The sequence below is a fragment of the Brevundimonas sp. GW460-12-10-14-LB2 genome (assembly GCF_001636925.1).
GTDB classification, from domain to species: Bacteria; Pseudomonadota; Alphaproteobacteria; order Caulobacterales; family Caulobacteraceae; genus Brevundimonas; species Brevundimonas vesicularis.
This window is the reverse complement of sequence record NZ_CP015511.1, coordinates 1,303,964-1,330,482: the sequence shown is the minus strand read 5'-3', so window position 1 is coordinate 1,330,482 and position 26,519 is coordinate 1,303,964. Positions and strand designations below refer to the sequence as shown.

The window sequence follows — 26,519 nt, the reverse complement described above, 5'->3', positions numbered from 1 at the left end:
ATCGCGGCATGAGCGATCTTGTCGCCAATATCGTCGGCTCGGCGGCTGCGATCTGCTCGATCACCAGCTTCGCGCCTCAGGCGGTCAAGATTTGGAAGGAGCGCGACGCGTCGTCGGTCAGCTTGAAGACCTACTCCCTGACCGTGACCTGTTTCGTGCTGTGGGTCGTCTATGGCGTCATGACGCAGGCCTGGCCTGTCACGGTCGCCAACGCCAACGCCTGCGCGCTGGTGATGGCGTCGGGCGTGCTGGTGATGAAATGGCGGTTCCGCGACGGCGATCCGGAGAAGTGATCAGACCTTTCCCCGACGTGATCTTGGCGCCCCCGCCGATGCGGGCTAACCCGTAGTCCACAACGTCCAACAGGGAGACGCCCCCAATGCCCGATCTCGCACAAGTCACCGAACACATCCGCGGAGCCGTCGGCGACAACTCCGGCCTCGGCAAGACCGTCAAGCTCGACCTCGGCGACGAGGGCAAGATCTACATCGACGGCGCCTCCACGCCGAACACGGTGACGAACGAGGACAAGCCCGCCGACGCCACCGTCTCGATGAAGTGGGATGACTTCATGGCCCTGTCGGAAGGCAAGCTGGACCCGATGATGGCCTTCATGCAAGGCAAGCTGAAGATCGCCGGCGACATGATGATCGCCCAGAAGCTGGCTCCGCTGCTGAAGCGCTGATGCCGGTCTGAACGACCAGTTATGGCGGCGCGGCTCCCGACCAGGGGCCGCGCCGTTTTCGTATCGAGCGTCCGGCAGAGGCGCGAACGGGAAAGAGGAAACGACATGGACTTCAAACATTCCGACCGCGCCCTGGATTGGCACGCCCGCGTCCGTCGCTTCCTGGACGAGCAGGTCATCCCGCGCGAAGCCGAATATTTCGCACAGGTCCGCGAGGATTCGAACCGTCAGCCGCCGGTCATGGAGACGATGAAGGCGGCCGCGAAAGAGGCCGGGCTGTGGAATATGTTCCTGCCCGGCGCCCATGAAGGTGAGAATGGGGGGGCGGGTCTGACCAATCTGGAATACGCGCCGCTGGCCGAGATGATGGGGCGGCATCTGTGGTCGGCCGAGGTGTTCAACTGCAACGCCCCCGACACCGGCAATATGGAGGTGCTCCATATGTACGGGAACGCCGAGCAGCAGGCGCGCTGGCTGAAGCCCCTGATGGCGGGCGAAATCCGTTCGGCCTTCCTGATGACCGAGCCTGAGGTCGCCTCATCCGACGCCACCAACATCCAGACCCGGATCGAGCGCGACGGCGACCACTATGTCATCAACGGCCGCAAGTGGTGGTCGACCAACATGGGCCATCCGAATCTGGCCGTCACCATCGTCATGGGCAAGACGGACCCTGACGCCGCCTCCCACGCCCAGCAGTCGCAGATCATCGTGCCGGCCGACACGCCCGGATTCCGCGTCGAGCGGATGCTGTCGGTATTCGGCTATGACGAAAAGCCGATCGGCCATGCCGAGGTGGTGCTGGAGAACGTCCGCGTGCCGGTCGAGAACCTGATCGCGGGCGAGGGCAGGGGCTTCGAGATCGCCCAAGGGCGGCTTGGCCCGGGCCGTATTCACCACTGCATGCGCACGATAGGCGCAGCCGAGCGGGCGCTGGAGCTGATGGTCACGCGGTTGTTGAACAGGACGGCGTTCAAGAAGCAATTGGCCGAGCATTCGGTCTGGGAACAGCGCGTCGCGGAGGCGCGCACCAACATCGAGATGTGCCGCCTGCTGGTGCTGAAGGCCGCCTGGATGATGGATCAGGCGGGAGCCAAAAACGCGCGTTCCGAGATCGCCCAGATTAAGGTCGCCGCGCCGAAGATGGCTTTGCAGATCATCGACGACGCCATTCAGGCGTTCGGCGGCGCCGGTGTCTCGGGCGACACGCCTTTGGCCGAGCTTTACGCGGGTGTCCGCACCTTGCGCATCGCCGACGGCCCGGACGAGGTCCATAATCGCACCATCGCGCGGTTGGAATACGCCAAACATGGCGGCCGCCCGATGCGCTGATATGTGATCCCGAACGCCAAGTGCTTGGGAACCTTGGTCTTGTTGGTGCGTTTGTTCGGCACTGACAAGGCGCTGGGGCTGGTGTCGGACGGGACAGCTGACATGAATGCGCGCTCCGAGCCCGACCCGCGGGTTGCGTCAGACGTGGCGCGGTTCAAGGCGGTTCGCGCGCGGATGATCGATCTCGCTGAAGGTCTATCTGCCGAGGATTTGTCGGCCCAGTCGATGGCGGATTGCAGCCCAGGGAAATGGCATCTGGCGCACACCAGCTGGTTTTTCGAGGCGATGATCCTGTCGTCCGATCCCGGATACCAGCCCGTCGATCCGCGTTTTCAGCAGCTGTTCAACTCCTACTATGAGGCTTTGGGTGAGCGGGTCAGGCGGGACCAGCGCGGGCTGATGACTCGCCCCTCCGTCGATGAGGTCCTGGCCTATCGCCGAGAGATCGACCGCCGCATGGTCGCCTGGCTGGCGCAGGGCGAGACCAGCGGCCATCAACGCTATCTGTTCGAGCTGGGTCTGCACCACGACCAGCAGCATCAGGAGCTTTTCCTGATGGATGTGCTGAACCTGATGTCGCGCTCTCCGCTCGACCCCGCCGCCTATGAGATTGAGCCCAGAACCGAGCCGCTTCAGATCAGGCGCGGCGGAACGGTAGCATTTGACGGCGGTATGGTGACGATCGGCCACGACCAATCGGACTTCGCCTTCGACAATGAGGGGCCTGCGCACCGCGTCTGGCTGGAGCCGTTCGCTCTGGCCGCGGATCTGGTGACGAACGGCGACTGGATCGCCTTTATCCAGGATGGCGGCTATTCGCGTTCCGACCTGTGGCTGTCGGACGGCTGGGCAACGGTCAAGTCTGAGGGCTGGACCGCGCCGCTGTATTGGCGTCGCGAGGATGGCGATTGGACCGTGCTGGGTTTGACGGGGCGTACACCTGTCGATCTTGCCGCGCCGGTTCGCCACATCAGCTTTTATGAGGCTGACGCCTACGCCCGCTGGGCCGGCAAGCGACTGCCGTCCGAGGCGGAATGGGAACATGCCGCCGCCTCTTCGCCTGATGCGTTCTCGAACCTGGCTGGCGAAGTGTGGCAGTGGACGTCCAGCGCCTATGCGCCCTATCCCGGCTTCCAGCCGACCCCGGGCACCGCCGCCGAATACAACGGCAAGTTCATGGCCAACCAGATGGTGCTGCGAGGCGGATCTTTCGCCACGCCGCCGGGCCATGACCGCATCACCTATCGCAACTTCTTCTATCCCCAACAGAGGTGGGCCTTCATGGGTTTGAGACTGGCTGAAGATCGGACCGTGGCGCGAGACGCCGCAGCGGACGACGCCCAAACCGCCGCCTTTCGAAAGGATATGATCGAAGGGCTGTCGCGTGCGCAAAAGGCCGTGCCGCCGAAGTGGTTCTATGACGCGGACGGGTCACGTCTGTTCGAAGACATCACCTTGCTGCCCGAATACTATCCGACCCGGCAGGAAATGGCGCTGTTGCGCGATCGCGCAGCAGAGTTGACGGCCGACTTTGGCCCCGACGCGGTGCTGGTCGAATTCGGATCCGGCGCCAGCGAGAAGACGCGGATTTTGTTAGACGCCGCCACCGACCTCGGCGCCTACGTTCCGCTCGACATCAGCGAGAGCGCTCTGATGGACGCCGCCATTCGCGTCCGCGCTGACTATCCGACGCTGCGCGTGCAGCCGGTTCTGGGGGACTTTGAGCATTTGGCGCCGCTGCCCGAAGACCTGCCGTCGGGACGCCGAATCGGCTTCTTCCCCGGCTCGACCATCGGCAATCTGCAACCGGATGAGGCCGAGCAATTCCTGGCGGCGGCGCGTCGGATGCTAGGAGAGGGGGCGTTGTTCATTCTGGGCGTCGATCTGGTCAAAGATCCTGCAATCCTGTTCGCCGCCTATGACGACAGCCAAGGCGTCACGGCGGCCTTCAATCGCAACGTTCTGATCCGCGCCAATCACGAGTTGGATGCTGATTTCGATGTGGACGCCTTTGTTCACCGCGCCGTGTGGAACCCGGACGCCTCGCGAATGGAAATGCATCTGCAGGCGATTGCGCCGACGACCGCGCACGTCGGAGATCGGACATTCCGCTTCATGACCGGCGAGACAATCCACACTGAAAGCTCGCGCAAGTTCACCCCTGAATCGATCCAAGCCATGGCGGCCGCCTCCGGCTGGACGGTTGTCCGCATCGATACCTCTCCAGCGCCGAGCGTCGCCTTGGCGGTCCTGCGCGCCTGAGCCGAATGCGCGGCTGATCGCGGCCAAGAAAAAGGGCGGCGCATCGATCGATGGGCCGCCCTTGTTTGTATCGAGTTCCGCCGACTATTGCCCGTCGGCGGCGTCCGCGTCTTTCTTAGTTCCGTGCGACGCTTCTCCACCCTTGCGGCCCGCCTGTGCGGCGAGGCTGCGGTCTTGGGAGAAGCTGCGTTTTTCACTGGGGACGCTTGCGCCCCCTTTGCGCGCGATTTCGCGCTGACGTTCGGGATCCATGGAGGCGAAACCTCGCTTGGAAACGCCGGAGGGGCGTGTGGGTTGGCTGTCCATCGTGTTCCTTTCAGTGCTGCCGTTGCGCTTGCTGAAGTGAACCCAGTGACTCGGTGACGGTTCCGTCGGGAACTCCGTTTTACTGTCACGATCCTCAAGGGCTCGTGAGTTTGACTTTACCCAGCACCGTAAGGCCGCGAATCACCTTCGCCACCAACATCCGGTTCCATCGGCGGAACTTCATCGGGCGTGTCTGAAGGCTGTATTTCCGGCTGCTGCGCCGGCTCAGGCTGGATCTCGGGTTGCGGCGTGGTCGGAGTGGGTTCGATATAGGTCATGAGCGGCTCCTTGTGCGATCAACCAACGCACCCTGATCGCCCGCGTTCAAAAAGGAACCATGGGTCGCAACGCCGGTTTGTTCAGCGAACCACGGAGATCGACATGACCAATACCCCGATAAGCGCGACATCACCCGACGACATCGTCCTGGAGGACGATGATCTGACCCAACGTCTGGACCGACAGGCGGACGCAATTCTCGCGCAAGGCGAGGGCCGGAGCTTTGGCAAGACCACGTCGGTCCGTCAGGCCGTTAGAGAAGACGCGGGCCTGGTGCGTGAGAAGATTTCCGGACGCGTCCATCGCGTGCAGGAAGACATTCAGGACAATCCGATGAAAGCGACGCTCTACGCATTGGGCATCGGCGTCATCATCGGCATGATCCTGCGCCGCTAAGCTACACGATCGGCAGGCTCAGGCAGGCCCCGACGGCTCACGCTTGATCGGGGCCTGTCGCATTGCGGCGTCAGACACGAACGGATTGGTCCGTCGCTCTTCACCAAAGGTGGAGATCGGCCCGTGGCCCGGCACAAAGGTGACGTCGTCGCCCAGCGGCCAGAGCTTTTCGATCACGGAGCGGATCAGTGCGGGCGGATCGCTCATCGGGAAGTCGGTGCGACCGACCGAACCCTTGAACAGAACGTCACCGACCTGAGCGAATCGCGCCGCGCGATTGAAGAAGATGACGTGCCCGGGCGTATGGCCGGGGCAGTGGCGCACCTCCCAGATCGTTTCCCCCAACGATACCGTGTCGCCATCCTCCAGCCAGCGGTCGGGCGTGAAGGGGCGAGCGTCGGGCAGGCCGTACATCCGGCCGCTCTCCACGATTCGGTCGATCCAGAACTGGTCGGCTTTCTGAGGGCCGGTGATCTGGGCGCCGGTCTTTTCCTGCATTTCTGCTGCGCCGCCCGCGTGATCCAGATGGCCGTGAGTGATCCAGATCTGATCCAGCGTCAGGCCGCGCCGCGTGACCTCGCCTAGGACTGCATCGACCGAACCGCCAGGATCGATCACGGCGGCCTTGTTGGTGGCGGTGCACCAGACGGTCGTGCAGTTCTGTTGAAGCGGGGTGACGGGCGTGACGAAGACGCCGATGGGGGAGGCGGGTTGGCTCATTTGGTCAACATAGCCACGCAAAGGCCGCGAAACCACCGGCTCTGACTACGCCCGCGTTGACCTTTCGGGCCCTTCTCGACATAAGGGCGGGCTTCGAGGCGCCGCTCCACACGGGGCGGCCTTCTTGCTTTATCCATTCCGCGCCGGCCGTCTCGATGGCTCATGCGCCCCAGAGCGTCAGAATCCCGACCATGCAAGTCGTCGAAAAGTCGAACGAAGGCCTCAGCCGCGTGATCGCGGTCACCATTCCCGTCGCGGAGCTGAACGAAAAGCTCGAAGCCCGCGTCAAGGAAGTCGCCCCGCAGGTGAAGCTGAAGGGCTTCCGTCCGGGCAAGGTGCCGGTCGCCCACGTCAAGAAGACCTTCGGCCGTGAGTTCATGGGCGAGATCATCAACGCCGAGCTGAACGAAACCAGCCAGAAGGCGCTCGACGAGGCCAAGATCCGTCCCGCCGCGCCGGCCGAGATGAAGCTGACCTCGGACATGGACAAGGTCATCGCCGGTCAGGAAGACCTGGCCTATGAAATGTCGCTGGAAATCATGCCGGACTTCGAGCCGGTCGATCCCAAGACCCTGAAGCTGGAACGCCCGACCTACGAAGCGTCGGACGCCGATCTGGACGAGGCCCTGACGGAACTGGCCGGTCAGGCCAAGACCTACGAAGACAAGAAGGGCAAGACCGTCAAGGCCGCCGAGGGCGACCAGCTGACGATCGACTTCCTGGGCAAGCTGGACGGCGAGCCCTTCGAAGGTGGCGCCGCCGAGGACGCGGACCTGGTGATCGGCTCGGGCCGCTTCATCCCCGGTTTCGAAGAGCAACTGACGGGCGCCAAGGTCGGCGAAGAGAAGACCATCGAGGTCACCTTCCCCGAGAACTATCAAGCCGCCCATCTGGCCGGCAAGAAGGCCACCTTCGACATCAAGGTGAAGGCCATCAAGGCGGAAGCCGAATCCAAGATCGACGACGATTTCGCCACCCGCATCGGTCTGGAGTCGCTGGACAAGCTGAAGGAACTGTTGAAGTCCAACCTGGACCAGCAGTACGCCGGCGCGGCCCGTTTCAAGCTGAAGCGCGCCCTGCTGGACCAGCTGGATGAGGCCCACGACTTCCCGCTGCCGCCGAAGATGGTGGACGCCGAGTTCGACGGCATCTGGCAGCAGGTCGAGGCTGACAAGACCGCTGGTCGTCTGCCGGAAGAAGACGCCGCCAAGTCGGACGAGGACCTGAAGGCCGAATACCGCAAGATCGCCGAACGCCGCGTTCGTCTGGGCCTGGTGCTGGCCGAAATCGGTCGCGCCAACAACGTCCAGGTCACCGACCAGGAACTGAACGCCGCCATCCTGCAGGAAGCGCGCAACTATCCGGGCCAGGAACAGGCCGTCCTGAACTTCTACCGCCAGAACCCCAACGCCGCCGCCCAGATGCGCGCGCCCATCTACGAAGAGAAGGTCGTCGACCTGATCGTGGGTGTCGCCGACGTGACCGACAAGCCGATCACGAAGGAAGAGCTGCTGAAGGAAGACGAGGACGAGGGCTGATTTTCGGCTCGATTACTCGACCGTAACTGGCGGTTGTGGTGTCTGGATTGTAGGTCGAATGGGTCCGCAGTGCGGGCCCATTTTGCTTTTCAGGTATGTCCTCAATGTCTTTTTCCGCTGTCACTCTGGCCGCCCTCATCACCGCAGGCGCGCAGGCGCAGGATCCGGGACAGCCGCCCCCGACAGATCTGGAGGAGATCACGGTCGAGGGTCAGTCGCCGCGGCAGGCTGCGCGCCAGTTTGTCCAGCGCGTCGCGACCGCGCCCGCCGGTGCGCGGCTTGGACGGTGGAATACGCCGCTGTGCGTCAGCGTCGCCGGATTGAAGGCGCCCTACGGTCAGATGCTTGCCGATCGCATCGGCGAAATCGCTCATGACCTTGAAATTCGAGTGGGCGAGCCTGGCTGCTCGGCCAATGTGCTCATCATCGCCACAGAGGATGGTCCCAGCGTCGCATCGGCGCTGGTGGAAGGTTGGCGTCTTCGCTTCCGTCCTCCGATCGACAACACCAACATGGGTTTGGCGGCGCTGGAACGGTTCAAAACCAGTAATGCGCCGGTGCGATGGTGGCACATTTCCCTGCCAGTCTCAGCAGACACGGGTCAACTGGCGGCCCGTGTCTCCGGTGGAGAGCCCCCTTGGATTGCATCGCGCAACGTCAGCCGCATGAGGTCGCCGCTGCGGTACGACCTGAACTCTGCGACCGTCGTCATCGATATGACCAAGGCCTTTGGCGTGCTTTTGCCGGCTTTGATGGACTACGCCGCAATGGTCGTCCTGGCCCAGGTCGATCCCCGCGCCGATTACTCCGATCAGCCCACGGTGCTGAATTTATTCGGTGATTCCCAGAACGTGACCGGCCTCACGGACTGGGATCGCGCCTATCTGCAAGCACTATATGAAGCGGAGCCCGATCGCGCATCCGCTGCTGCGCAGGAGGCGGCGGTCGCGGAACGACTACAGAAAGGGCGTCGTGCAGCGGCGAACCAGCAAGACGCGCTGTCCGATTGAACCCGGCGTCTTGCGCAGGGTGTCATCGAACGCGATATGCAGCATAACCGGCTGACGACGCTGAATCGTCGCCACTGCATCCGAGAAGGCTAAATGCGCGATCCGATCGAACTGATGAACATGAACCTGGTGCCGATGGTGGTGGAGCAGTCCAGCCGCGGCGAGCGCTCCTTCGACATCTTCTCGCGTCTGCTGCGCGAGCGGATCATCTTCCTGACGGGACCGTTCGAGGACGGTATGGCGTCGCTGATCTGCGCCCAGCTGCTGTTCCTTGAATCGGAAAACCCGAAGAAGGAAATCAGCATGTACATCAACAGCCCCGGCGGTCAGGTGACCTCGGCGCTCGCGATCTACGACACGATGCAATACATCAAGAGCCCGGTTTCGACCGTGGTGATGGGCATGGCGGCCTCGGCCGGTTCGCTGATTCTGACGGCCGGCGAGGCAGGCCAGCGCATCGCCCTGCCGAATGCGCGGGTCATGGTGCACCAGCCGTCGGGTGGTTTCCGCGGCCAGGCGTCGGACATCGAACTGCACGCCGCCGACATCCGCTACACCAAGCGTCGTCTGAACGAGATCTACGTCCATCACACCGGCCGCACATACGAGGAGGTCGAGAAGACCTTGGATCGCGACCACTTCATGTCGGCCGACGAAGCCAAGGCCTGGGGCATCGTGGACCACGTCTATGATCGCCGCGAGCAGGCCGACGCCGACGGCGTAAAGACGCCCGGCAACTAAGGCGGCTGTCGAAAGACGAAAAGGGCGCGCCGGTTGCGGCGCGCCCTTTTCATTTTGTGCTATCGGAACCGCCATGCAGTTCACACGAGATCAAAACGGCACGGTCGATGTCGATGGCGAAAGCTACGTCTGGGAGCTTCGTCGCCAACCTCAGCCCAAGGGCGGCAATGTCTGGGAAGGCATGGCCGTTTCCCTTCGCCATGCAGACTTCAAGCGCGAAGCGATCGTGCAGTTTCCGCCGCCGCTTCGGCCCAACGGCCGGCCGGACGTGGAAAAGCAGCGCGTCAATGTCGACGCCGTCCGCACCGCCGTCGCCTCGGCGATCGAGGCGGGTTGGGACCCCACGTCACGCGGCAAGGCGATGGTGTTCGACGTGGACGCCGACGGGAACTAAGCCTTACGGCTTCTGACGGAAAACCCGGAAACCCGGCTGCTGGGCCATCGCCAGCATTTCGGTATCGCCCGAGGTGTCGCCATAGGCGGCCGTCAGGGTCATGTCTTCACCATAGGCCGCCTTCAGCCGCCGCACCTTTTCCTGACCCCGACAATTCGGACCGGCGAAGTCGCCCGTGATCCGGTCATCGGCGTCGAAGACGAACTCGGTGCCCAGCAGGGCCTCGGCCCCCAGCTTTCGGGCGAATGGCGCGACGGTCGTCGTGGGCGACGCGGTCACGATGACGCGATGCGCGCCGCGTTGGCCCCAGTCGTTCCACACCTCAAGCGCATCGGGGCGCATGAAGCGGGGCCAGATCTCTTCGGCGAAGGCTGCGGCTTCCGCTTCCAGCGTCTGGCGGCTTACGCCAAGCAGGAACTCCTTTACGGAGGCCGCCTTGATCCGTCCCCGGTCGCGATCCTTGGCGTAGGCGGCCAGCGCGGGGGCCAGCTTGACCAGCCCCAGCGCCCAGGCGCCCGGACCGGAGCGCCAGCGCAGGAACTCAGTGAAACTGTCCCGAATCGTCAGCGTGCCGTCGAAATCAAAGGCGACAATGGCAGGTCCATTGCCCGTGGACTGGCGTATTTCCTGCACAATACCCATGTCAGACATTCGCCTTGATCCCCGTCGACACTGATCCATCCACGCACTGCAACAATCCCTTGCCGCCTTCGGGGTTGTTCCGGAACGTGTGATGGGTGATTGTCATTTTTTGAAGACCTTCGCATCCAGAGTGCTGGAATCAATGTGAGGGAAGCGCGTTTCGGGCCATTTCGGTCCGCCCCGCGGGAGTGAGATAAGGGTCTATGACCAAAGCAGCCGGCACCGACGCCAAAAGCACCCTCTACTGCTCGTTCTGCGGAAAGAGCCAGCACGAGGTCCGCAAGCTCATCGCGGGCCCGACCGTCTTCATCTGCGATGAATGCGTCGAACTGTGCATGGACATCATCCGCGAAGAGCACAAGATCGGCTTCAAGAAGACGACCGACGGCGTGCCCACGCCCAAGGAAATCCGCGACGTGCTGGACGACTATGTCATCGGCCAGAGCCACGCCAAGAAGGTGCTCTCGGTCGCCGTCCACAACCACTACAAGCGCCTGAACCACGCGACGAAGAACAACGACGTCGAACTGGCGAAGTCGAACATCATGCTGATCGGGCCGACCGGCTCGGGCAAGACGCTGCTGGCCCAGACGCTGGCGCGCATCATCGACGTGCCCTTCACCATGGCCGACGCCACCACCCTGACCGAGGCCGGTTATGTGGGTGAGGATGTCGAGAACATCATCCTGAAGCTGCTTCAGGCGTCGGACTACAACGTGGAGCGGGCCCAGCGCGGCATCGTCTACATCGACGAAATCGACAAAATCTCGCGCAAGTCGGACAACCCCTCGATCACCCGCGACGTCTCGGGCGAAGGCGTGCAGCAGGCTCTGCTGAAGATCATGGAAGGCACCGTCGCCTCCGTGCCGCCGCAGGGTGGCCGCAAGCATCCGCAGCAGGAGTTCCTGCAGGTGGACACCGCCAACATCCTGTTCATCGTCGGCGGCGCCTTCGCCGGCCTGGAGAAGGTGATTTCCGCGCGTGGCGCGGGCGCCTCGATCGGCTTTGGCGCCCAGGTCAAGGAGATCGATGAACGTCGCACCGGCGACATTCTGAAGGGTGTCGAGCCTGACGACCTGATGCGGTTCGGCCTGATCCCCGAGTTCATCGGTCGTCTGCCCGTTCTGGCGACGCTGGAAGATCTGGACGAGACGGCGCTGGTCACCATTCTGACCGAGCCGAAGAACGCCCTGGTCAAACAGTACAAGCGCCTGTTCGAGATGGAGAATGTGGAACTGACCTTCACCGACGACGCCCTGATCGCCGTCGCCAAAAAGGCCATCACCCGCAAAACCGGGGCACGCGGCCTGCGCTCGATCCTGGAAGGCATTTTGCTGGAGACCATGTTCGAACTGCCGACCTTCGAAGGCGTCGAAGAAGTCGTGGTCAACGCCGAGGTCATCGACGGCAAGGCCCAGCCTCTGCTGATCTACTCGGAAGCCTCTAAGAAGAAGGCTGACGGCGCCGCCTGAGTCGATGAAAAATCCTGAACTGATCAAGGCCGGAGCGTTTTTGCTCCGGCCTTTTTCGTGAGTTCAAGGCGTCAAACGAACTCGGTCAGCATCAGGACATGCCCTGGATGCGCCTCGGCCTCGGCCTTGGCGCAACGGACGGCGCTTTTGGCGTCGGTGAAGACGCCTTCGAACAGGCCGTCGCTTGATGTGAAGCGCCAGCGATGGCCGACAGGCTGGATCGTCAGGATTTCGACGGCGGGTGGTGAGGCAAGGGGCGTTATCATTGTGGGAGGCGATGTTGGTCGCGGTTCAGGCGGTCGGCCTCGGCCTGAAGTCGGGCGGCGAGACGCTCGGCCGAGATGCGATCGGGCAGGGGGCGGGTGCAGGCGTTGTTGACCGCCACGGCCCAACCACTGGCGCGAGGCACGACCCTGTATCGTCGGGGAGGGGCGGCGCGTGTCACGCCGCCCTCGACATGGCCCTGCATCATCGCGCGCGGCCCTTGCGGATCGGGGCGCCGAACAGGGCGCCGATGAAGGTCATCGCCATCTGAAGGGTTGTCGGCGCCGGGGCGGGACGTTTCAGGGTCTCGGCCAGCAGGTGGGAACGGCTCATTGTCATCTCCTTGGAGCCGCAGAAGACACCCGATCCCCGTAAAGCGGCCATGTCGAAAGCGTCGCCGGGCGTAATGCGGACCTAAAGCGGTGCGATCGGCGGCCTTGTCGCCACGCAGATGTGGGCCGTTCCGCGGTCACGCTTGAACCGCGGGTCTTTCAAACCACATACTCATCCGAACGCCGTCGGAATCGACGGGCCGTCATGCGCCGGTCGGGCCTCTTGCCCGGCGGACCCTGACGGCGGGCCGGAGATGATCAATGGCCCAGGAGTACGCATCATGACTGAACCAAAAATCCTGCCCGTCCTGCCGCTGAGAGACATCGTCGTCTTCCCGCACATGGTCGTGCCGCTCTTCGTCGGACGCGAGAAGTCGGTGAAGGCGCTGGACGAGATCATGAAGGGCGAAAAGCAGATCCTGCTGGCGACCCAGAAGAACAGCGTCGACGACGATCCGTCGCCGGACGCCATCTATCCCATCGGCGTGCTGGCCTCGGTGCTGCAACTGCTGAAACTGCCCGACGGCACGGTGAAGGTGCTGGTCGAGGGCAAGGGCCGCGCGCGCCTGACCCGCTTCACCGACCGTGAGGAGTATTTCGAGGCCGAGGCCGTCGAGATCGAAGACGAAGCTGGCGACGCCTCGCAGGCGGAAGCCATGCTGCGCGCCGTGGTCGAGCAGTTCGAAAACTATGTGAAGCTGAACAAGAAGGTTCCGCCCGAGGCCCTCAGCTCCATCCCCCAGATCACCGACGCCTCCAAGCTGGCCGACTCGGTCGCCGCACACCTGTCGGTCAAGATCGCCGACAAGCAGGGCCTGCTGGAAACCTTCGACGTGCCCAAGCGGCTGGAGAAGGTCTATGGGCTGATGGAGGGCGAGATCTCGGTCCTTCAGGTCGAGAAGAAGATCCGCTCGCGCGTGAAGCGCCAGATGGAGAAGACCCAGCGCGAATATTATCTGAACGAGCAGATGAAGGCGATCCAGCGCGAGCTGGGCGAGACCGACGACGCGCGCGACGAGATCATGGACCTGGAGAAGCGCATCCGGAAGACGCGCCTGTCCAAGGAGGCGCGCACCAAGGCCGAGGCCGAGGTCAAGAAGCTGCGCAACATGAGCCCGATGTCGGCGGAGTCGACCGTCGTGCGCAACTATCTCGACTGGCTGCTGTCCGTGCCGTGGGGCAAGGCCAAGCAGAAGCCGATCGACCTGGCCAAGGCCGAGGACATCCTGGAAGAGGATCACTTCGGCCTGGAGAAGGTCAAGGAACGGATCATCGAGTATCTGGCGGTTCAGGCCCGCACCGGCAGCCTGAAGGGTCCGATCCTGTGCCTGGTCGGCCCTCCCGGCGTCGGCAAGACCTCGCTGGCCAAGTCCATCGCCAAGGCGACAGGGCGTGAATACGTTCGCATGTCGCTGGGCGGCGTGCGCGACGAGAGCGAGATCCGCGGCCACCGCCGGACCTATATCGGCTCCATGCCCGGCAAGATCATCCAGTCGATGAAGAAGGCCAAGACCCCTAACGCCTTCGTCCTGCTGGACGAGATCGACAAGCTGGGATCGGACTGGCGCGGCGATCCGTCGTCGGCCCTGCTGGAGGTGCTGGACCCGGCCCAGAATTCGACCTTCGGCGACCACTATCTGGAGGTGGACTACGACCTGTCCCAGGTGATGTTCGTGACGACCGCGAACAGCCTGAACATGCCGCAGCCGCTGATGGACCGGATGGAGATCATTCGGGTCTCGGGCTACACCGAGGACGAGAAGGTCGAGATCGCCAAGCGCCACGTCCTGCCCAAGCAGTTGGCGGACCACGGTCTGAAGGATGGTGAGCTGATCGTGCCGGAAGATACGATCCGCGACCTGATCCGCTACTACACCCGCGAAGCCGGCGTGCGGTCGCTGGAACGCGCCCTGGGCGGTCTGGCGCGCAAGGCCGTGCGCGAGATGGCAAAGACGGGCGCCAAGTCGATCACGGTCAATGAGGCCAAGTTGGCCGAATACGCGGGCGTCAAGAAGTTCCGCTACGGCGAGACCGATGAGGAGGATCAGGTCGGCATCGTCACCGGTCTGGCCTGGACCGAGTTCGGCGGCGACATCCTGACCATCGAAGCCATCAAGATGCCGGGTCGCGGGCGCATGACCGTGACTGGCAATCTGAAGGACGTGATGAAGGAGTCGATCTCGGCTGCGGCGTCCTATGTGCGGTCGCGGGCCCTGGCCTTCGGCGTCAAGCCGCCGGTGTTCGAGAAGACCGACATCCACGTCCACGTGCCGGATGGCGCTACGCCCAAGGACGGCCCGTCCGCCGGCGTGGCCATGACGGTGGCGATGGTCTCGGTCCTGACCGGCATTCCGATCCGCAAGGATATCGCCATGACCGGCGAGATCACTTTGCGCGGCCGGGTCACCGCCATCGGCGGCCTGAAGGAGAAGCTGCTCGCGGCCCTGCGCTCCGGCGTCAAGACGGTGCTGATCCCGCAGGAGAACGAGAAGGATCTCGCCGACGTGCCGGACAATGTGAAGTCGGCGCTGGAGATCGTGCCGATCTCCACGGCGGACGAGGCGCTGAAGTGGGCGCTTGTCGGCACCCTGACGCCGGTGGAGTGGGACGAGGCGGCCGAACCCCTGCCGGCCCCGGTCGCGGCTCCAGAAGTGCCGGCGGCGGCAGTCAGCCACTAACGCCGAGTTGAACAGCGAGCGCCGCCGGTGATCCCACCGGCGGCGTTTTCGTTTTTGACGCAACCGCCGATCTGTCCTTTAGTGATTCGTTCTGGAGGGGAACGGATGACCAAGGCGGAACTGATCGGCCGGATGGCTAGCGCGGCGAACATCAGCCGCGACCAGGCCAAGACGGCGCTGGAGGCGTTCACGGACGGCGTGACCGAGTCGCTGACGCGGGGCGCGGACGTGAAGCTGATCGGCTTCGGCAGTTTCGTCGCCGTGGACCGCAAGGCTGGCGTCGCCCGTAACCCGCAGACCGGCGCTGCCGTCGCGCGCCCGGCCTCGCGCACCGCGCGCTTTCGCCCGGGTGAGGGTTTGAAAAGCGCCTTGAACGGTTGAGGCGCGACGGGCATAAGCCCGTCTCTCCCTTGGGGGCGGCTAGCTCAGCTGGTCAGAGCATCTCGTTTACACCGAGAGGGTCGGCGGTTCGAACCCGTCGCCGCCTACCAAACAAAAAGGCCGCCGGAGCGATCCGGCGGCCTTTCGTTTGTGTGAATCAGGGTGCGATCAGAAGCGGAAGCTGGCCCGCAGCAGCAGCGAGTAGCGGACGTAGTCTTCCAGCAGCTCGGCGTCGCCGGTCAGCGACAGCATGCCCAATTCGTTGCCGAAGTTCAGGCGGAAGCCCAGGATCGGCCCGCCGCCTTCGATGGCGTCCGGCGACAGGATGAAGTCCGGGCCGCCGCTGGCGAAGCGGGCGATGGTTTCGCCGGCGTCGACCGAGATGTTCTGACGATAGCCAATGCGCAGTTCCGGACGGATCCAGCCGTTGCGGCCGAAGCCATAGCCGACGTTCATCGCCGCCACCGCCGAGAAGATGTGGCTGTCGCGCGAATCGATGTCGAGATCGAAGCCGTCGCCGCCGCCCTTCTCGCTGCGCGACCCTTCCGACAGGCTGAAATACTCGCCGTAGATTTCGGGGCGGATGTTCAGGCGGCCGAAGTTGCGCTCATAGGAGGCGCCGCCGGCGACCGCCGCCGTCCAGCCGTGCCAGTCGGACTTGTTGTTCAGATAGACGCCGGTGGCGACCAGCGAACGATCGGCGCTGAAGGAGGCGTAACCGCCCGCGGCACGGGCCCAGGTCGTCCAGTACTGACCCTGGGCGCGCCAATAGAGGCCCAGCTCCAGCAGGTTGGCGGACAGGACCTCTTCGGCCTCGGCCTCGGGATCCTTGATGTCGGACGAGGTGAAGGCGGCCGAGATGCCGACGGCGCCCAGGCTGGTGCCCTTTTCGACGCCGCCGGCGACGCCGAAGCCTTCGGACCGGAAGCCGTAGGAGTCGGTCTTGTCCTTGTCGGCGTAGAAGTTGATCTCCTGGACCCAGGCGCTGGTTTCACCCGGCGCAGCGGCAGCGTTACGTCCGGTCAGCGCGCGGGTGACCGCGTCCACGCCGGCCGACAGCGACATCAGCGGTCCGCCGGAGTGGTCGGGCAGCATCTGCTCATAGGCGTCGATGAAGCCGTCGCGCGACGTTTGCGACAGGAACAGGTTGCGCAGCGCCTCATTGGAGCCCAGCGCGCCATAGACGGCGTCGTAGGCGGACGCCTCGACCGGGATCAGCCCAGCCTCGGAAGCCGTGCGGCGACGGGCGTCGATATAGACGGTGTTGCCGGCGACGCCACCCTGCACGACGTAGAGATAGGGCGAGTTGTCCGACAGCAGGGTCTGGTTGATCTGACCCACATTCAGCGTGCCGGCCGTGATGACGTTGAACCGCTCAGGCTGATCGATCAGCGAAGAGAAGCGGACGCCCAGGGTGGACCCTGTCGCCAGGGTCGCATTGCCGCTGACGTTGAAGCCGCCAGCGCGGTCGTTTGCGGGGTCAAGATTGACCAGCAACGTCCCTTCGGCTCCGATGTTCAGGTTGGAGATGGCCGTGGCGCCCGTCTGGGTGGCGGCCAGGGTGCCCTTGGACACATTGATGTCCAGCCGGCCATCGCTGTTGGCGATGGCGCCGGTCACGACCGCGCCGCCGCTGATGTTCAGCCGGTCGGCGCCGGCGCCGAAATCGATGTCGCCGTTGACGACGCCGTTCTCGATATTGACCGTGTCGGCGCCAGAGCCGAGCTTGATCGCGCCGACGATGGCCGGTTCGTTCGCGTCCGGCACGCCGTCCTTGTCCGTGTCCGTCGCCGTGCTGCCTGCGGCGGCGGGAATGCCGTACTGACGCAGAGTGACGCCGGTCGTGTTGGCCGAGACGTCGATGGCGGTCACCTTGCCCGTGACCGGATTTGTATCGTCGGTGTTAGGGGAGAGCGAGCCAATGATCGAACCGGCGTTGTTCAACTGGGTCAGGCTGCCGGACTGGTCACGAATAACGGTGGCCGAACCCTGATTGCCGCCGAAAGAGGCGACCAGATTGCCCGTGTTGGTCAGGGAGGCGACGTTGGCGCCCGCACCGATCAGAATACCGGTCGCGCTCTGGGCCTGCTTGCCCGAGGCGACGGCCTGAATGGCGCCCGAGTTGTTGATCGTCGGAGCGGTCACGCCCGAGCCGATCCAGAGACCCGTGGCGTTGGCGTCGACGGCGGTCGATGAGATGCCGCCCTCGTTGCGCACGCCGCCGACGACGTTGACGGCCTGGCCGCCGGTCACGCCGAGTTGCACGGCGCGGGACTCTACGCCGGAGTAAAGGCCGGAGCCGACAATAGTGCCACGGTTGATCAGGCCATAGGCCGCATCGCCTGTACCGACGGCACCGAGGGTCACGGTGTTCGTCGTCGAGCCGATCAGCAGCGCAGGCGCGCCGCCCAACGACGTAATGGAGGCGGCTGTCTCGCTGGCGTCCGGGATGCCGTCGCCGTCCCGGTCCGGATCGTCGCGGTTCTTGATGCCGTCGCCGTCATCGTCCTCGTCGCCGTTCTTGACGCCGTCCTTGTCGTCGTCGCCCTCGATGCCCGCCTCGGAATAGGCGAGCGCCTTGTCCAGCAGCACGCCGCTGGCGACATTGGCGCCGACGCGCACGGCCGGTCCGCCCTGCAGCAGATCGTCGGCGTCGAGTTCGTCGAGGAACAGGGTCGTCGCGTTATCGAACGTGCCGGTCGTCGGACGTACCGGCGGCGGGGTGGTGTAGCGATAGCCCGTGGCGACCACGGAGGAGTGGATCTTGAGCGCACCGCCGACATCGCCTTCGATCGACACGCCCGTCGCATTGGCGCCGAGCGCCGAGATGGAGCCGGCAAGATCGACATTGCCGGAAATCGGCCCCGTGGTGCGGATGGCGGCGCTGTCGTTACCGGTCACACGGACCGTTCCCAGGCTCTGAAGCTTGCCGTTCAGGGCGGATTCGACGGACAGGCCGTAGGAGTTGTTGCCCTCGACCGCGATCGCGCCCGTGCCCTCGACCAGGATGTTGCCGGTGAAGGGCGATGCGCCGGTGACCCGCACGCCGTAGCGGCCGGTTCCGGTGGCGAAGGGACCGTCCAGGTCGCCGTCGCCGTCGGTGTCCTTGATGTCCGCTGTTTCAAGCGTGTCGTTGACGGTGATGGAGCCGCCGACGATCACCGAGCCGGTGTTGCCGCCGTTGACCAACAGGCCGGTCGAGCCGTCGGCCGACTTGTCCATCGTGATCGAGCCGCCGCTGTCCAGATCGACGGTGTTGTTGCTGTTCAGGGTAACGGCCGCGCCCGAGGCGACGGCGACGCTGCCGCCGCTGGCGATCCGGATGTTATCGGCGGCTGTGCCCGTCGCATTGGACGTCTGGATCGGTGTTGTCCGGGCGTTCGAGATGACGATCTCCGCCTGGGATCCTGTGGCGACCATCAAGGGGGCGATCGCCACGGCGGTCGCGAGCAAAATACGCATTCGGTAGAAACCCCTGGTGGTCACGCGTCACGTTACGGGAGACCCCTTAGCAGGGTCCGCGCCAGCGTTCCAAGTTTATCGAATTTGAGGCGAATGCAAGGCCGTGATGGTCTTGAGCCAATCCTGTAAGGCGACCCGCGTTCGCTCGTCGATGCCCGATAGGCCGAATGCGGAGGAAATCGCGACGGCGCGCACTTGAGCTTTGCCGCGCCCGGGTTTACGGGCGTCGAACGGTCCAAAGGCCGCGTCCCGTGGACGCATCCATCGAACCCCTTCGGCGTTCGACAGCCCAGACCAGGCGAGAACACTCCATGAGCATGACAGACCTCGACGTCCAGGAAAGCGAACTCCGACTGATTCCGGGGCTGGACGTGGAAGTCGCCGAAACGCTGCGGGCCCTAAAGGCGGCGGCGATGGACGAGCGACCTCGCCTGGTGGACACCACAATGCTCTATGCGCCGCGCTCAGGCGGGGTGAAGCGCTATATCCTGTCCAAGAAGGCATGGATCGAGGCCAATCGGCCGGGGATCAGTCACTCGCTGATCGTGCCCGGCGCGCGGCACAAGGCGCGGGCCGACGGCATCGTGCAATTGCGGGCGACCAAGCTGCCGTTCGGGGACGGCTACCGCTGGCCCAGTTCGGTCAAGCGCTGGAGCGCCTGGGTGGCGGCGATGAAGCCGTCCATCATCGAGGCCGGCGACCCTTACACGCCGGGGCAGGGGGCTTTGGAGGCCGGTCAGCGGGTCGGATGCCCGGTCGTCGGCTTCTGCCACTCTGATCCGGCGGGGCTGGCGGCCTTGCATTTCGGCGAATGGGCCAAGAAGCCGGTTGAGAAGCGCTGGGCGAAGCTGTTTTCACAGTTCGATCGGGTCGTGTCGCCCAGCCGCTTTATCGCGCGGCGCCTGGAAGAGGCCGGTGTGAACAACATCGTCATTCGGCCTCTGGGCGTGGAGATCGACACCTTCCGTCCGGAACGTCGTGACCGGCAGTGGCTGCTGAAACAGCTGGGTTTGGGCGAAGACGCGCGCCTCCTGTGCTTCGCGGGTCGTCCGGCCAAGGAAAAGAATGTCGATGTGCTGATCGAGGCGGTCCAGAAGCTGGGCGCCCCCTATCACCTGGTGCTGGTCGGCGCAGGCGCGGGAATGCCGGAAGAGGACCGCGTCATCTCCATGCCCTATGAAAGCGATCCCAAGGCGGTCGCCAAGATCATCGCCAGCTGCGATGCGTTCGTTCACGCCAATGACAAGGAGCCGTTCGGGCTGATCGTACTGGAGGCGATGGCCTGTGGCCGCCCCGTCGTTGGGGTCAATGCGGGCGGTGTCGCCGAGACGGTCGACGAGAGCGTGGGGCAACTGGCCGCCAGCGCGGATGCCGACGATTACGCCCAGGCGGTCGAGGCCCTGTTCGCTCGCGACATCGAAGCGATCGGCCGGGCGGCTCGCGAAAAGGCGGTCAGCCAGTTCGCCTGGAATCGAGTCTTCGAGGACCTCTGCATGGTCTATGGCGAGCTGACGGGCGAAACGGCGTTCGTGAACCCGGATAGTGCACTGCCGCTGCACTGAGCGGCCAAGGCCACGACGCGTTCGAATGGCGCGTTTCCGAAAACGGGAGCGCGCCACTTCTTTTATATCAATGTCTTGAAAAGAAGTGGCGCGAGTGACGGGGCTCGAACCCGCGACCTCCGGCGTGACAGGCCGGCACTCTAACCAACTGAGCTACACCCGCGTATCAGGTCGAAACTTTTGAGCTGTTTCGAAAGCTTTTTGGGAAGGCGGTGTGCGCCACTCTTCTATTTCTAGAAAGAGTGGCGCGAGTGACGGGGCTCGAACCCGCGACCTCCGGCGTGACAGGCCGGCACTCTAACCAACTGAGCTACACCCGCGTTTCCCGGCCGAAGCGGCTGTGCGCCCCGGCGAGGGGCGTCGTTTAGGCGGGCTGACACATCGCGTCAAGCGACCTTTTCGGAGAAACGCGCCCCTCAACGCGACGGGGCTGTGGACGGTGTGACGATCGCCGCCTGGGGCGGGCTGTGCGGGCCCGCTACGCCGCCGTCGGCAGGTTCATGGGCCGCCACAGCGGGAGGTGGCGGTTCATAATGGACGCCGACGCCCGGCCCCAGCGGCAGGTCGAAGGCGACCCAGGCCGCCACCATGGCCAGACCGGCGACCAGGAAGGCTCCGGCATACGGCAGCATGGTCGCCATCAGCGATCCCAAACCGAATCGTGGATCCCAGCGCTGCGCGAAGGTCAGGATCAGCGGGAAGTAGCTCATCAGCGGCGTGGCGATGTTGGTGACGGAATCACCCATGCGATAGGCAGCGGTCGTCATCTCCGGTGAAATGCCCAGCAGCATGAACATCGGCACCACAATGGGCGCCAGGGCCGACCACTTGGCCGAGGCCGAGCCGATGAACAGGTCGAAGAAGCACGAGACGAAGACGACACAGATCAGCAGCAGCGGGGCGGGCAGGGCCAGGGTCTTCAGGCCCGCCGCCGCATTGACCGCCAGGATCGGCCCCAGGCCCGACCAGTTGAACATGGCCACGAAGTGGGCGGCGAAGAAAGCCAGCACGATATAGGGCGCCAACTGGGCGATGCCGTCGCGCATCATCGTGACCATGTCGCGGTGCGACTGGATCGTGCCGGCTCCCGCGCCATAGGCGCCGCCGGTGACGAAGAAGGTGATGGCGAAGAAGGCGACCAGCGACTTGTAGAGCGGATTGAACTTCTGCTCCGGATCCACCTCGGAATCGACGAACGGCGAGCCCGGTATGAAGGTCAGCAGGGCCCAGAGCGCGATCATGCCGAGAAGCGCCAGGCCGGCGAACTTCAGGCCGCGCTTTTCGGCGGCGGTCAGGGGCTGTTTTTCCGAAGCGTTCGGGGCGGCGACGCCCTCTGACGGCTTCCAGACGCCGAGACGCGGCTCGATCACCCGGTCGGTCAGGAACCAGACGATAGGGGTGAAGACGAAGACGACGCCGACGATGAAGAACCAGTTGCCGGCGATGTTCACGGAATAGGACGGATCGATCAGGCGGGCGGCCGGCTCGGTGATGCCCAGGATCAAGGCGTCGCTGGCGCCGGGAAACAGGTTGCCGGCGTATCCGCCCGACACGGCGGCGAAGCCTGCGGCCAGACCCGCCAGCGGATGTCGGCCCGCTGCAGCGAAGATGACGGCCGCCAGCGGGATGACCACGACATAGGAGGCGTCCGACGCGTGATGGGACACCATGCCGGTGATCACGACGACGGGCGTCAGTATGGAACGCGGGGCGTTCAGCAGGGCGCCGCGAATGGCGGTCGCGAACATCCCGGTGCGTTCGGCGACCGAAGCGCCGTAGATGATTGTGATGACGATGCCGAGGGGAGGGAAGTCCGCCAGCGTGCGCGGCATGCCGATGATCAACTGTTCCAGATTCTCGGCGGACAGCAGGCTCTTTGCGACCAGTTGATCGCCGGTGACCGGATTGACGGCGGACCAGCCCAGGCCGGCGCCGACCATGCTGAGGACGAGCAAACCGCCGATCAGCCACAGGAACAGGAAGACAGGATCGGGAAGTCGATTACCGATCCGCTCGACAGCGTTCAGGGCGCGGCTGGCTAGGCTCATTCAGATGACTTTCGGTTACGCGATCGGCTCGCCAATAGGCCTTTGCAGCCCGGCGACGCGCAAGCGCCGGCCCTGCGACATATGGCGCGCAAAGTTGCGAGCCGTTCTCAATGAAAATCCAATGGTCGCAGGGGTTTGAACGGCGGCGGTCTTGGGTCTAAGAAGCGCCGAATCCCGCCTCTCCCCGGCGGACGAGGTTCTTCGAATGAACGCATTCCTTCTCGAATATCTTCCGGTCCTGGTCTTCGCCGGCGTGGCCGCCTTCATCGGCATTCTTTTCATCGTGCTGCCGCTGCTGCTGGCGCCGAAGAGCCCCGATAGCGAGAAGCTGTCGGCCTATGAGTGCGGCTTCAACGCCTTCGACGATGCCCGGATGAAGTTCGACATCCGCTTCTATCTGGTGTCGATCCTGTTCATCATCTTCGACCTGGAAGTCGCCTTCCTGTTCCCGTGGGCGGTGTCGATGTTCGATCTGTCGCACGCCGGCATGGTGTTCGCCTTCTGGTCGATGATGGTCTTCCTGGGCGTTCTGACCATCGGCTTCATCTACGAATGGAAGAAGGGAGCCCTGGAATGGGAGTAGTCGCCGCTTCCAAGCCCGCAGGCCTGGTGTCCGCATCGGGCGCGCCGCTGGTTCCGGCCGGCGCCGGCGCGCGTTCGACCGTCGAGGGTTATGACCCCAAGGTCCACGACAAGTTCTTCGAGGCCGTGAACATGGAGCTCGGCGAGCGCGGCTATCTGGTCGCTGCCGCCGACGACGTCATCAACTGGGCCCGCACGGGCTCGCTGATGTGGATGACGTTCGGCCTGGCCTGCTGCGCCGTCGAAATGATCCAGATGTCGATGCCGCGCTTCGATGTCGAACGCTTCGGCATGGCGCCGCGCGCCAGCCCGCGTCAGTCGGACCTGATGATCGTCGCCGGCACCCTGACCAACAAGATGGCCCCGGCCATCCGCAAGGTCTACGACCAGATGCCCGATCCGCGCTACGTCGTGTCGATGGGCAGCTGCGCCAACGGCGGCGGATACTACCACTATAGTTACAGCGTCGTGCGCGGTTGCGACCGCGTCGTGCCGGTGGACGTCTACGTGCCCGGCTGCCCGCCGACGGCCGAGGCGCTGCTGTATGGCCTGCTGCAACTGCAGAAGAAGATCCGTCGCACGGGGACCATCGACCGATGACCTCTCTGGCTGTTCAAGCGCAACACGAAGCCGCCCTGACGCCGCTGGGCGCCGAGATGGTCGGGGCGCTGGGCGTCGAGGCCCAGGTGGCGTTCGGCGAACTGACGTTGGTCGCGCCACGCGAGCGGATCGTCGAGGTGCTGACGACGCTGCGCGATCAGTTCGGCTTCCAGCAACTGCTCGACCTGTGCGGCGTGGACTATCCGGATCGCAAGGAGCGGTTCGAGGTGGTCTATCACCTGCTGTCGATGACGCGGAACGCGCGCCTGCGGGTGAAGGTCTCGACCGACGAGACCCGGCCGGTGCCCTCGGTCATCTCGGCCTATCCGGCCGCCAACTGGTTCGAGCGTGAAGCCTACGACATGTACGGCATGCTGTTCTCGGGCCACCCGGATATGCGTCGCCTGCTGACGGACTATGGCTTCGAAGGCCATCCGCTGCGCAAGGACTTCCCGATGACGGGCTATGTCGAGGTCCGCTACGACGAGGAACAGCGCCGCGTGGTCTATGAGCCGGTCAAGCTGACCCAAGAGTTCCGCACCTTCGATTTCCTGTCGCCCTGGGAGGGCGCCGAATACCCCGCGCCGGTCCTGCCCGGCGACGAGAAGGCGGGAGGCCAGGCGTAATGGCTGACGGAAACCCCACCCTGCCGCCGCTGGGCGTCGATGTGTTCGAGGACGACCTCGACACCCGCACTGCCCATGCGCGCGAGATGGAAGACCGCAAGTTCACCATCAACTTCGGTCCGCAACACCCTGCCGCGCACGGCGTGCTGCGCCTGGTGCTGGAGCTGGACGGCGAAATCGTCGAGCGCGTCGATCCGCACATCGGCCTGCTGCACCGCGGCACCGAAAAGCTGATGGAGGCCCGCACATACCTTCAGAACGTGCCTTATCTGGATCGTCTCGACTATGTGTCGCCGATGAACCAGGAGCACGCCTTCTGCCTGGCCATCGAGAAGCTGCTGGGCATCGAGGTTCCGTATCGAGCGCAGTTGATCCGCGTGCTGTACTCGGAAATCGGCCGCATCCTGTCGCACATGCTGAACGTGACGACCCAGGCCATGGACGTCGGCGCCCTGACGCCGCCGCTCTGGGGCTTTGAGGAACGCGAAAAGCTGATGGTGTTCTACGAGCGCGCTTGCGGCGCCCGTCTGCACGCCAACTACTTCCGTCCCGGCGGCGTCCACCAGGACCTGCCGATGGACCTGATCGACGACATCGGCCGCTGGTGCCACGAGTTCCCGCCGGCGCTGAAGGACATCGAAAGCCTGGTCACCGAGAACCGCATCTTCAAGCAGCGCAACGTCGACATCGGCGTGGTGTCCAAGCAGCAGGCCCTGGAATGGGGCTTCACCGGCGTGATGCTGCGGGGCTCGAACATCGCCTGGGACCTGCGCAAGTCGCAGCCCTATGAGTGCTATGCCGAGCTCGACTTCGACGTGGTCGTCGGCAAGAACGGCGACTGCTGGGACCGCTATCTGGTGCGCATCGAGGAGATGAAGCAGTCGGTGCGGATCATGGAGCAGTGCATCCACAAGCTGCGCAACTGCCCCGGCGAGCCGGTGATGGTCGAGGACAACAAGATCGTCCCGCCGCGCCGTGGCGAGATGAAGCGCTCGATGGAGTCGCTGATCCACCACTTCAAGCTCTACACCGAGGGCTTCAAGACGCCTGAGGGCGAGGTCTATGCCTCAGTCGAGGCGCCCAAGGGCGAGTTCGGGATCTATTTGGTGTCGGACGGGACCAACAAACCGTATCGTGTGAAGATCTCGGCGCCGGGCTTCCGCTCGCTGCAGGCGATGGACTGGATGAACCGCGGCCACCAACTGGCCGACGTGTCCGCCATCCTGGGCTCGCTCGACATCGTTTTCGGAGAAGTGGACCGATGAGCGTTCGTCGTCTCGCCAAGGAACAGCCCGCCTCGTTCGCCTTTACGGCCGACACGACGGCCAAGGCCGAATGGTGGATCAAGAAGTATCCCGAGGGCCGTCGTCAGTCGGCGGTAATCCCGATCCTGTGGCTGGTGCAAAAGCAGGAAGGTTGGGTGTCCGAACCCGCCATCCGCGCCATCGCCGAGCTGCTGGACATGGCCTACATCCGGGTGCTGGAGGTCGCGACCTTCTACACCATGTTCATGCTGGAGCCGGTCGGCAAGACGGCGCTGATCCAGGTGTGCGGCACCACGCCGTGCATGCTGCGCGGCGCCAATGAGCTGATGCGCGTCTGCAAGGAAAAGATCGGTCCCAAGGATCATCTGTCCGCCGACGGCCGCTTCACCTGGCAGGAAGTCGAGTGCCTGGGCGCCTGCTCCAACGCGCCGATGGCCCAGATCAACGACTATTATTTTGAGGACCTGACGCCCGAGACGATCGGCCGGATCATCGACGACTTCGCCGCCGGCAAGACGCCCGAGCCGGGCTCCTACATCGGTCGCACCAATGCGGCGCCGCAGGGCGGGGCCAAGACCCTGCTCGATGCGACGCTGTATGACGGCTCGGCCGCCAAGCCGATCAAGAAGCTGCCGAACAGCGATCCCGCGCCGGTCGAGAAGGCCCCGGCCTGATGTCGCCGCCGGATCTGAACACCGAGGAGGGCCGCGCAGCCTACCGCAAGGAACTGCGCAACGTCGGGCGTCCGCTGCGCGCGGGCGGCCTGGCTATGGTCGTCGGCGCGGCCGTTCTGATCCTGATCTCGCGTCAGGGCGCAGTCGGGCCGTGGGCGGTCAATCTCTCCTACTTTATGCTGGCGGCGGGCTGGGTGATGGTCATCGCGGCCATCTGGATGCGCACGCGCCACCACAAGCGCCGTCTGGCGGAAGGACTCTGAGGGCC

At 64.4% G+C, this 26,519-nt stretch carries 28 protein-coding genes and 3 tRNA genes; 20 read left to right on the top strand and 11 right to left on the bottom strand.

Translation table 11 applies throughout. The annotated features are described in order from the left end of the window. Positions 1–8 precede the first annotated feature (8 nt). The 4 genes from A4249_RS06530 to egtB all read left to right on the top strand — a co-directional run bounded on the left by A4249_RS06530 (position 9) and on the right by egtB (position 4,279). Positions 9–293, top strand: coding sequence for a SemiSWEET family sugar transporter (locus A4249_RS06530; RefSeq protein WP_066551640.1), 285 nt, complete (start codon positions 9–11; stop codon positions 291–293). 86 nt (positions 294–379) lie between these two features. Beyond that, a complete protein-coding gene (locus A4249_RS06525) occupies positions 380–685 on the top strand; it encodes an SCP2 sterol-binding domain-containing protein (protein ID WP_017506191.1) in 306 nt (101 codons plus the stop codon). Between the two features lie 105 nt (positions 686–790). After that, positions 791–2,017, top strand: a complete 1,227-nt coding sequence (locus A4249_RS06520; protein WP_066551639.1) for an acyl-CoA dehydrogenase family protein — start codon at positions 791–793, stop codon at positions 2,015–2,017. A gap of 102 nt (positions 2,018–2,119) precedes the next feature. Then, positions 2,120–4,279 (top strand): ergothioneine biosynthesis protein EgtB, encoded by a 2,160-nt coding sequence (gene egtB / locus A4249_RS06515; RefSeq protein WP_066554866.1) that lies wholly within the window; start codon positions 2,120–2,122, stop codon positions 4,277–4,279. Positions 4,280–4,363: 84 nt separating this feature from the next. Here egtB and A4249_RS16280 read toward each other — a convergent pair whose 3' ends face one another. Next, complete coding sequence (locus A4249_RS16280) at positions 4,364–4,585, bottom strand: general stress protein (RefSeq protein ID WP_039243609.1); 222 nt, start codon at positions 4,583–4,585, stop codon at positions 4,364–4,366. Between the two features lie 116 nt (positions 4,586–4,701). Then, positions 4,702–4,863, bottom strand: a complete 162-nt coding sequence (locus A4249_RS16765; protein WP_197458470.1) for a hypothetical protein — start codon at positions 4,861–4,863, stop codon at positions 4,702–4,704. 103 nt (positions 4,864–4,966) lie between these two features. On the opposite strand from A4249_RS16765, the gene A4249_RS06510 reads away from it, so the two are divergent. Further along, on the top strand, positions 4,967–5,260 hold the full coding sequence (locus A4249_RS06510; RefSeq protein ID WP_052689558.1) for a hypothetical protein: 294 nt from the start codon (positions 4,967–4,969) through the stop codon (positions 5,258–5,260). A gap of 18 nt (positions 5,261–5,278) precedes the next feature. Here A4249_RS06510 and A4249_RS06505 read toward each other — a convergent pair whose 3' ends face one another. Then, on the bottom strand, positions 5,279–5,980 hold the full coding sequence (locus A4249_RS06505) for an MBL fold metallo-hydrolase (RefSeq protein ID WP_066551638.1): 702 nt from the start codon (positions 5,978–5,980) through the stop codon (positions 5,279–5,281). A gap of 191 nt (positions 5,981–6,171) precedes the next feature. On the opposite strand from A4249_RS06505, the gene tig reads away from it, so the two are divergent. The 4 genes from tig to A4249_RS06485 all read left to right on the top strand — a co-directional run bounded on the left by tig (position 6,172) and on the right by A4249_RS06485 (position 9,663). Beyond that, on the top strand, positions 6,172–7,518 hold the full coding sequence (gene tig / locus A4249_RS06500) for a trigger factor (RefSeq protein ID WP_082854088.1): 1,347 nt from the start codon (positions 6,172–6,174) through the stop codon (positions 7,516–7,518). Between the two features lie 104 nt (positions 7,519–7,622). Beyond that, positions 7,623–8,528, top strand: a complete 906-nt coding sequence (locus A4249_RS06495; protein WP_066551636.1) for a hypothetical protein — start codon at positions 7,623–7,625, stop codon at positions 8,526–8,528. Positions 8,529–8,621: 93 nt separating this feature from the next. Continuing rightward, positions 8,622–9,269, top strand: a complete 648-nt coding sequence (locus tag A4249_RS06490; RefSeq protein WP_066551635.1) for an ATP-dependent Clp protease proteolytic subunit — start codon at positions 8,622–8,624, stop codon at positions 9,267–9,269. A gap of 73 nt (positions 9,270–9,342) precedes the next feature. Continuing rightward, a complete protein-coding gene (locus A4249_RS06485; RefSeq protein WP_066551634.1) occupies positions 9,343–9,663 on the top strand; it encodes a hypothetical protein in 321 nt (106 codons plus the stop codon). Positions 9,664–9,666: 3 nt separating this feature from the next. Here the strand turns inward: A4249_RS06485 and A4249_RS06480 are convergent, their stop codons facing one another. After that, positions 9,667–10,314 carry an HAD-IB family hydrolase gene (locus A4249_RS06480; protein ID WP_066551633.1) on the bottom strand — a complete coding sequence of 216 codons (648 nt, stop codon included), beginning with the start codon at positions 10,312–10,314 and terminating at the stop codon, positions 9,667–9,669. Positions 10,315–10,508: 194 nt separating this feature from the next. Between A4249_RS06480 and clpX the strand changes: the two genes are divergently transcribed. Next, entirely contained in the window at positions 10,509–11,777 is a 1,269-nt protein-coding gene (gene clpX / locus A4249_RS06475; RefSeq protein WP_066551632.1) for an ATP-dependent Clp protease ATP-binding subunit ClpX, read from the top strand. A 71-nt stretch (positions 11,778–11,848) separates the two neighbouring features. On the opposite strand, the gene A4249_RS06470 is transcribed toward clpX, so the two are convergent. Genes A4249_RS06470 through A4249_RS17035 form a run of 3 tightly spaced genes read right to left on the bottom strand, consistent with a single transcriptional unit; the run spans position 11,849 to position 12,374 of the window. Next, positions 11,849–12,043: a hypothetical protein gene (locus A4249_RS06470; protein WP_066551631.1), complete on the bottom strand. Its 195-nt coding sequence runs from the start codon at positions 12,041–12,043 to the stop codon at positions 11,849–11,851. Then, positions 12,040–12,249 (bottom strand): hypothetical protein, encoded by a 210-nt coding sequence (locus A4249_RS06465; protein WP_066551630.1) that lies wholly within the window; start codon positions 12,247–12,249, stop codon positions 12,040–12,042. Before A4249_RS06465 ends, A4249_RS06470 begins: the two co-directional genes overlap by 4 nt. Next, positions 12,246–12,374 carry a hypothetical protein gene (locus A4249_RS17035; RefSeq protein ID WP_255353885.1) on the bottom strand — a complete coding sequence of 43 codons (129 nt, stop codon included), beginning with the start codon at positions 12,372–12,374 and terminating at the stop codon, positions 12,246–12,248. Before A4249_RS17035 ends, A4249_RS06465 begins: the two co-directional genes overlap by 4 nt. Before the next feature lie 280 nt (positions 12,375–12,654). On the opposite strand from A4249_RS17035, the gene lon reads away from it, so the two are divergent. The 3 genes from lon to A4249_RS06450 all read left to right on the top strand — a co-directional run bounded on the left by lon (position 12,655) and on the right by A4249_RS06450 (position 15,542). Beyond that, positions 12,655–15,051 (top strand): endopeptidase La, encoded by a 2,397-nt coding sequence (gene lon, locus A4249_RS06460; RefSeq protein WP_066551629.1) that lies wholly within the window; start codon positions 12,655–12,657, stop codon positions 15,049–15,051. Positions 15,052–15,156: 105 nt separating this feature from the next. Beyond that, on the top strand, positions 15,157–15,432 hold the full coding sequence (locus A4249_RS06455; protein WP_017504003.1) for an HU family DNA-binding protein: 276 nt from the start codon (positions 15,157–15,159) through the stop codon (positions 15,430–15,432). Positions 15,433–15,465: 33 nt separating this feature from the next. After that, a tRNA-Val gene (locus tag A4249_RS06450) sits at positions 15,466–15,542 on the top strand. 58 nt (positions 15,543–15,600) lie between these two features. On the opposite strand, the gene A4249_RS06445 is transcribed toward A4249_RS06450, so the two are convergent. Further along, on the bottom strand, positions 15,601–18,894 hold the full coding sequence (locus A4249_RS06445; RefSeq protein ID WP_066551628.1) for an autotransporter outer membrane beta-barrel domain-containing protein: 3,294 nt from the start codon (positions 18,892–18,894) through the stop codon (positions 15,601–15,603). A gap of 311 nt (positions 18,895–19,205) precedes the next feature. On the opposite strand from A4249_RS06445, the gene A4249_RS06440 reads away from it, so the two are divergent. Further along, entirely contained in the window at positions 19,206–20,456 is a 1,251-nt protein-coding gene (locus A4249_RS06440) for a glycosyltransferase (protein ID WP_082854086.1), read from the top strand. A gap of 86 nt (positions 20,457–20,542) precedes the next feature. Here A4249_RS06440 and A4249_RS06435 read toward each other — a convergent pair. The 3 genes from A4249_RS06435 to A4249_RS06425 all read right to left on the bottom strand — a co-directional run bounded on the left by A4249_RS06435 (position 20,543) and on the right by A4249_RS06425 (position 22,504). Then, positions 20,543–20,619: transfer RNA gene (locus tag A4249_RS06435), tRNA-Asp, on the bottom strand. 80 nt (positions 20,620–20,699) lie between these two features. Continuing rightward, positions 20,700–20,776: transfer RNA gene (locus A4249_RS06430), tRNA-Asp, on the bottom strand. A 96-nt stretch (positions 20,777–20,872) separates the two neighbouring features. Further along, entirely contained in the window at positions 20,873–22,504 is a 1,632-nt protein-coding gene (locus tag A4249_RS06425; RefSeq protein ID WP_066551627.1) for an AbgT family transporter, read from the bottom strand. 205 nt (positions 22,505–22,709) lie between these two features. On the opposite strand from A4249_RS06425, the gene A4249_RS06420 reads away from it, so the two are divergent. The 6 genes from A4249_RS06420 to A4249_RS06395 all read left to right on the top strand — a co-directional run bounded on the left by A4249_RS06420 (position 22,710) and on the right by A4249_RS06395 (position 26,514). Then, complete coding sequence (locus A4249_RS06420; protein WP_017503999.1) at positions 22,710–23,087, top strand: NADH-quinone oxidoreductase subunit A; 378 nt, start codon at positions 22,710–22,712, stop codon at positions 23,085–23,087. Beyond that, a complete protein-coding gene (locus A4249_RS06415; RefSeq protein ID WP_087119131.1) occupies positions 23,057–23,686 on the top strand; it encodes a NuoB/complex I 20 kDa subunit family protein in 630 nt (209 codons plus the stop codon). The genes A4249_RS06420 and A4249_RS06415 overlap by 31 nt, the downstream gene beginning before the upstream one ends. Further along, the gene (locus tag A4249_RS06410) at positions 23,683–24,312 is read left to right on the top strand and encodes an NADH-quinone oxidoreductase subunit C (protein WP_066551626.1); all 630 of its coding nucleotides are present in this window, start codon (positions 23,683–23,685) and stop codon (positions 24,310–24,312) included. The genes A4249_RS06415 and A4249_RS06410 overlap by 4 nt, the downstream gene beginning before the upstream one ends. Before the next feature lie 86 nt (positions 24,313–24,398). Continuing rightward, positions 24,399–25,577: an NADH-quinone oxidoreductase subunit D gene (locus A4249_RS06405; RefSeq protein WP_088582886.1), complete on the top strand. Its 1,179-nt coding sequence runs from the start codon at positions 24,399–24,401 to the stop codon at positions 25,575–25,577. After that, positions 25,574–26,251 carry an NADH-quinone oxidoreductase subunit NuoE gene (gene nuoE, locus A4249_RS06400; protein WP_066551625.1) on the top strand — a complete coding sequence of 226 codons (678 nt, stop codon included), beginning with the start codon at positions 25,574–25,576 and terminating at the stop codon, positions 26,249–26,251. Before A4249_RS06405 ends, nuoE begins: the two co-directional genes overlap by 4 nt. Further along, a complete protein-coding gene (locus A4249_RS06395; protein ID WP_017503994.1) occupies positions 26,251–26,514 on the top strand; it encodes a hypothetical protein in 264 nt (87 codons plus the stop codon). Before nuoE ends, A4249_RS06395 begins: the two co-directional genes overlap by 1 nt. Positions 26,515–26,519 lie beyond the last annotated feature (5 nt).

What these genes read in the sequence shown, in the direction of transcription:
- A4249_RS06530 (WP_066551640.1), top strand. Translation starts at nt 9, where the DNA reads ATGAGCGATCTTGTCGCCAATATCGTCGGCTCGGCGGCTGCGATCTGC.
- A4249_RS06525 (WP_017506191.1), top strand. Translation starts at nt 380, where the DNA reads ATGCCCGATCTCGCACAAGTCACCGAACACATCCGCGGAGCCGTCGGC.
- A4249_RS06520 (WP_066551639.1), top strand. Translation starts at nt 791, where the DNA reads ATGGACTTCAAACATTCCGACCGCGCCCTGGATTGGCACGCCCGCGTC.
- egtB (WP_066554866.1), top strand. Translation starts at nt 2,120, where the DNA reads ATGAATGCGCGCTCCGAGCCCGACCCGCGGGTTGCGTCAGACGTGGCG.
- A4249_RS16280 (WP_039243609.1), bottom strand. Translation starts at nt 4,585, where the DNA reads ATGGACAGCCAACCCACACGCCCCTCCGGCGTTTCCAAGCGAGGTTTC.
- A4249_RS16765 (WP_197458470.1), bottom strand. Translation starts at nt 4,863, where the DNA reads ATGACCTATATCGAACCCACTCCGACCACGCCGCAACCCGAGATCCAG.
- A4249_RS06510 (WP_052689558.1), top strand. Translation starts at nt 4,967, where the DNA reads ATGACCAATACCCCGATAAGCGCGACATCACCCGACGACATCGTCCTG.
- A4249_RS06505 (WP_066551638.1), bottom strand. Translation starts at nt 5,980, where the DNA reads ATGAGCCAACCCGCCTCCCCCATCGGCGTCTTCGTCACGCCCGTCACC.
- tig (WP_082854088.1), top strand. Translation starts at nt 6,172, where the DNA reads ATGCAAGTCGTCGAAAAGTCGAACGAAGGCCTCAGCCGCGTGATCGCG.
- A4249_RS06495 (WP_066551636.1), top strand. Translation starts at nt 7,623, where the DNA reads ATGTCTTTTTCCGCTGTCACTCTGGCCGCCCTCATCACCGCAGGCGCG.
- A4249_RS06490 (WP_066551635.1), top strand. Translation starts at nt 8,622, where the DNA reads ATGCGCGATCCGATCGAACTGATGAACATGAACCTGGTGCCGATGGTG.
- A4249_RS06485 (WP_066551634.1), top strand. Translation starts at nt 9,343, where the DNA reads ATGCAGTTCACACGAGATCAAAACGGCACGGTCGATGTCGATGGCGAA.
- A4249_RS06480 (WP_066551633.1), bottom strand. Translation starts at nt 10,314, where the DNA reads ATGTCTGACATGGGTATTGTGCAGGAAATACGCCAGTCCACGGGCAAT.
- clpX (WP_066551632.1), top strand. Translation starts at nt 10,509, where the DNA reads ATGACCAAAGCAGCCGGCACCGACGCCAAAAGCACCCTCTACTGCTCG.
- A4249_RS06470 (WP_066551631.1), bottom strand. Translation starts at nt 12,043, where the DNA reads ATGATAACGCCCCTTGCCTCACCACCCGCCGTCGAAATCCTGACGATC.
- A4249_RS06465 (WP_066551630.1), bottom strand. Translation starts at nt 12,249, where the DNA reads ATGATGCAGGGCCATGTCGAGGGCGGCGTGACACGCGCCGCCCCTCCC.
- A4249_RS17035 (WP_255353885.1), bottom strand. Translation starts at nt 12,374, where the DNA reads ATGAGCCGTTCCCACCTGCTGGCCGAGACCCTGAAACGTCCCGCCCCG.
- lon (WP_066551629.1), top strand. Translation starts at nt 12,655, where the DNA reads ATGACTGAACCAAAAATCCTGCCCGTCCTGCCGCTGAGAGACATCGTC.
- A4249_RS06455 (WP_017504003.1), top strand. Translation starts at nt 15,157, where the DNA reads ATGACCAAGGCGGAACTGATCGGCCGGATGGCTAGCGCGGCGAACATC.
- A4249_RS06445 (WP_066551628.1), bottom strand. Translation starts at nt 18,894, where the DNA reads ATGCGTATTTTGCTCGCGACCGCCGTGGCGATCGCCCCCTTGATGGTC.
- A4249_RS06440 (WP_082854086.1), top strand. Translation starts at nt 19,206, where the DNA reads ATGAGCATGACAGACCTCGACGTCCAGGAAAGCGAACTCCGACTGATT.
- A4249_RS06425 (WP_066551627.1), bottom strand. Translation starts at nt 22,504, where the DNA reads ATGAGCCTAGCCAGCCGCGCCCTGAACGCTGTCGAGCGGATCGGTAAT.
- A4249_RS06420 (WP_017503999.1), top strand. Translation starts at nt 22,710, where the DNA reads ATGAACGCATTCCTTCTCGAATATCTTCCGGTCCTGGTCTTCGCCGGC.
- A4249_RS06415 (WP_087119131.1), top strand. Translation starts at nt 23,057, where the DNA reads ATGGAAGAAGGGAGCCCTGGAATGGGAGTAGTCGCCGCTTCCAAGCCC.
- A4249_RS06410 (WP_066551626.1), top strand. Translation starts at nt 23,683, where the DNA reads ATGACCTCTCTGGCTGTTCAAGCGCAACACGAAGCCGCCCTGACGCCG.
- A4249_RS06405 (WP_088582886.1), top strand. Translation starts at nt 24,399, where the DNA reads ATGGAAGACCGCAAGTTCACCATCAACTTCGGTCCGCAACACCCTGCC.
- nuoE (WP_066551625.1), top strand. Translation starts at nt 25,574, where the DNA reads ATGAGCGTTCGTCGTCTCGCCAAGGAACAGCCCGCCTCGTTCGCCTTT.
- A4249_RS06395 (WP_017503994.1), top strand. Translation starts at nt 26,251, where the DNA reads ATGTCGCCGCCGGATCTGAACACCGAGGAGGGCCGCGCAGCCTACCGC.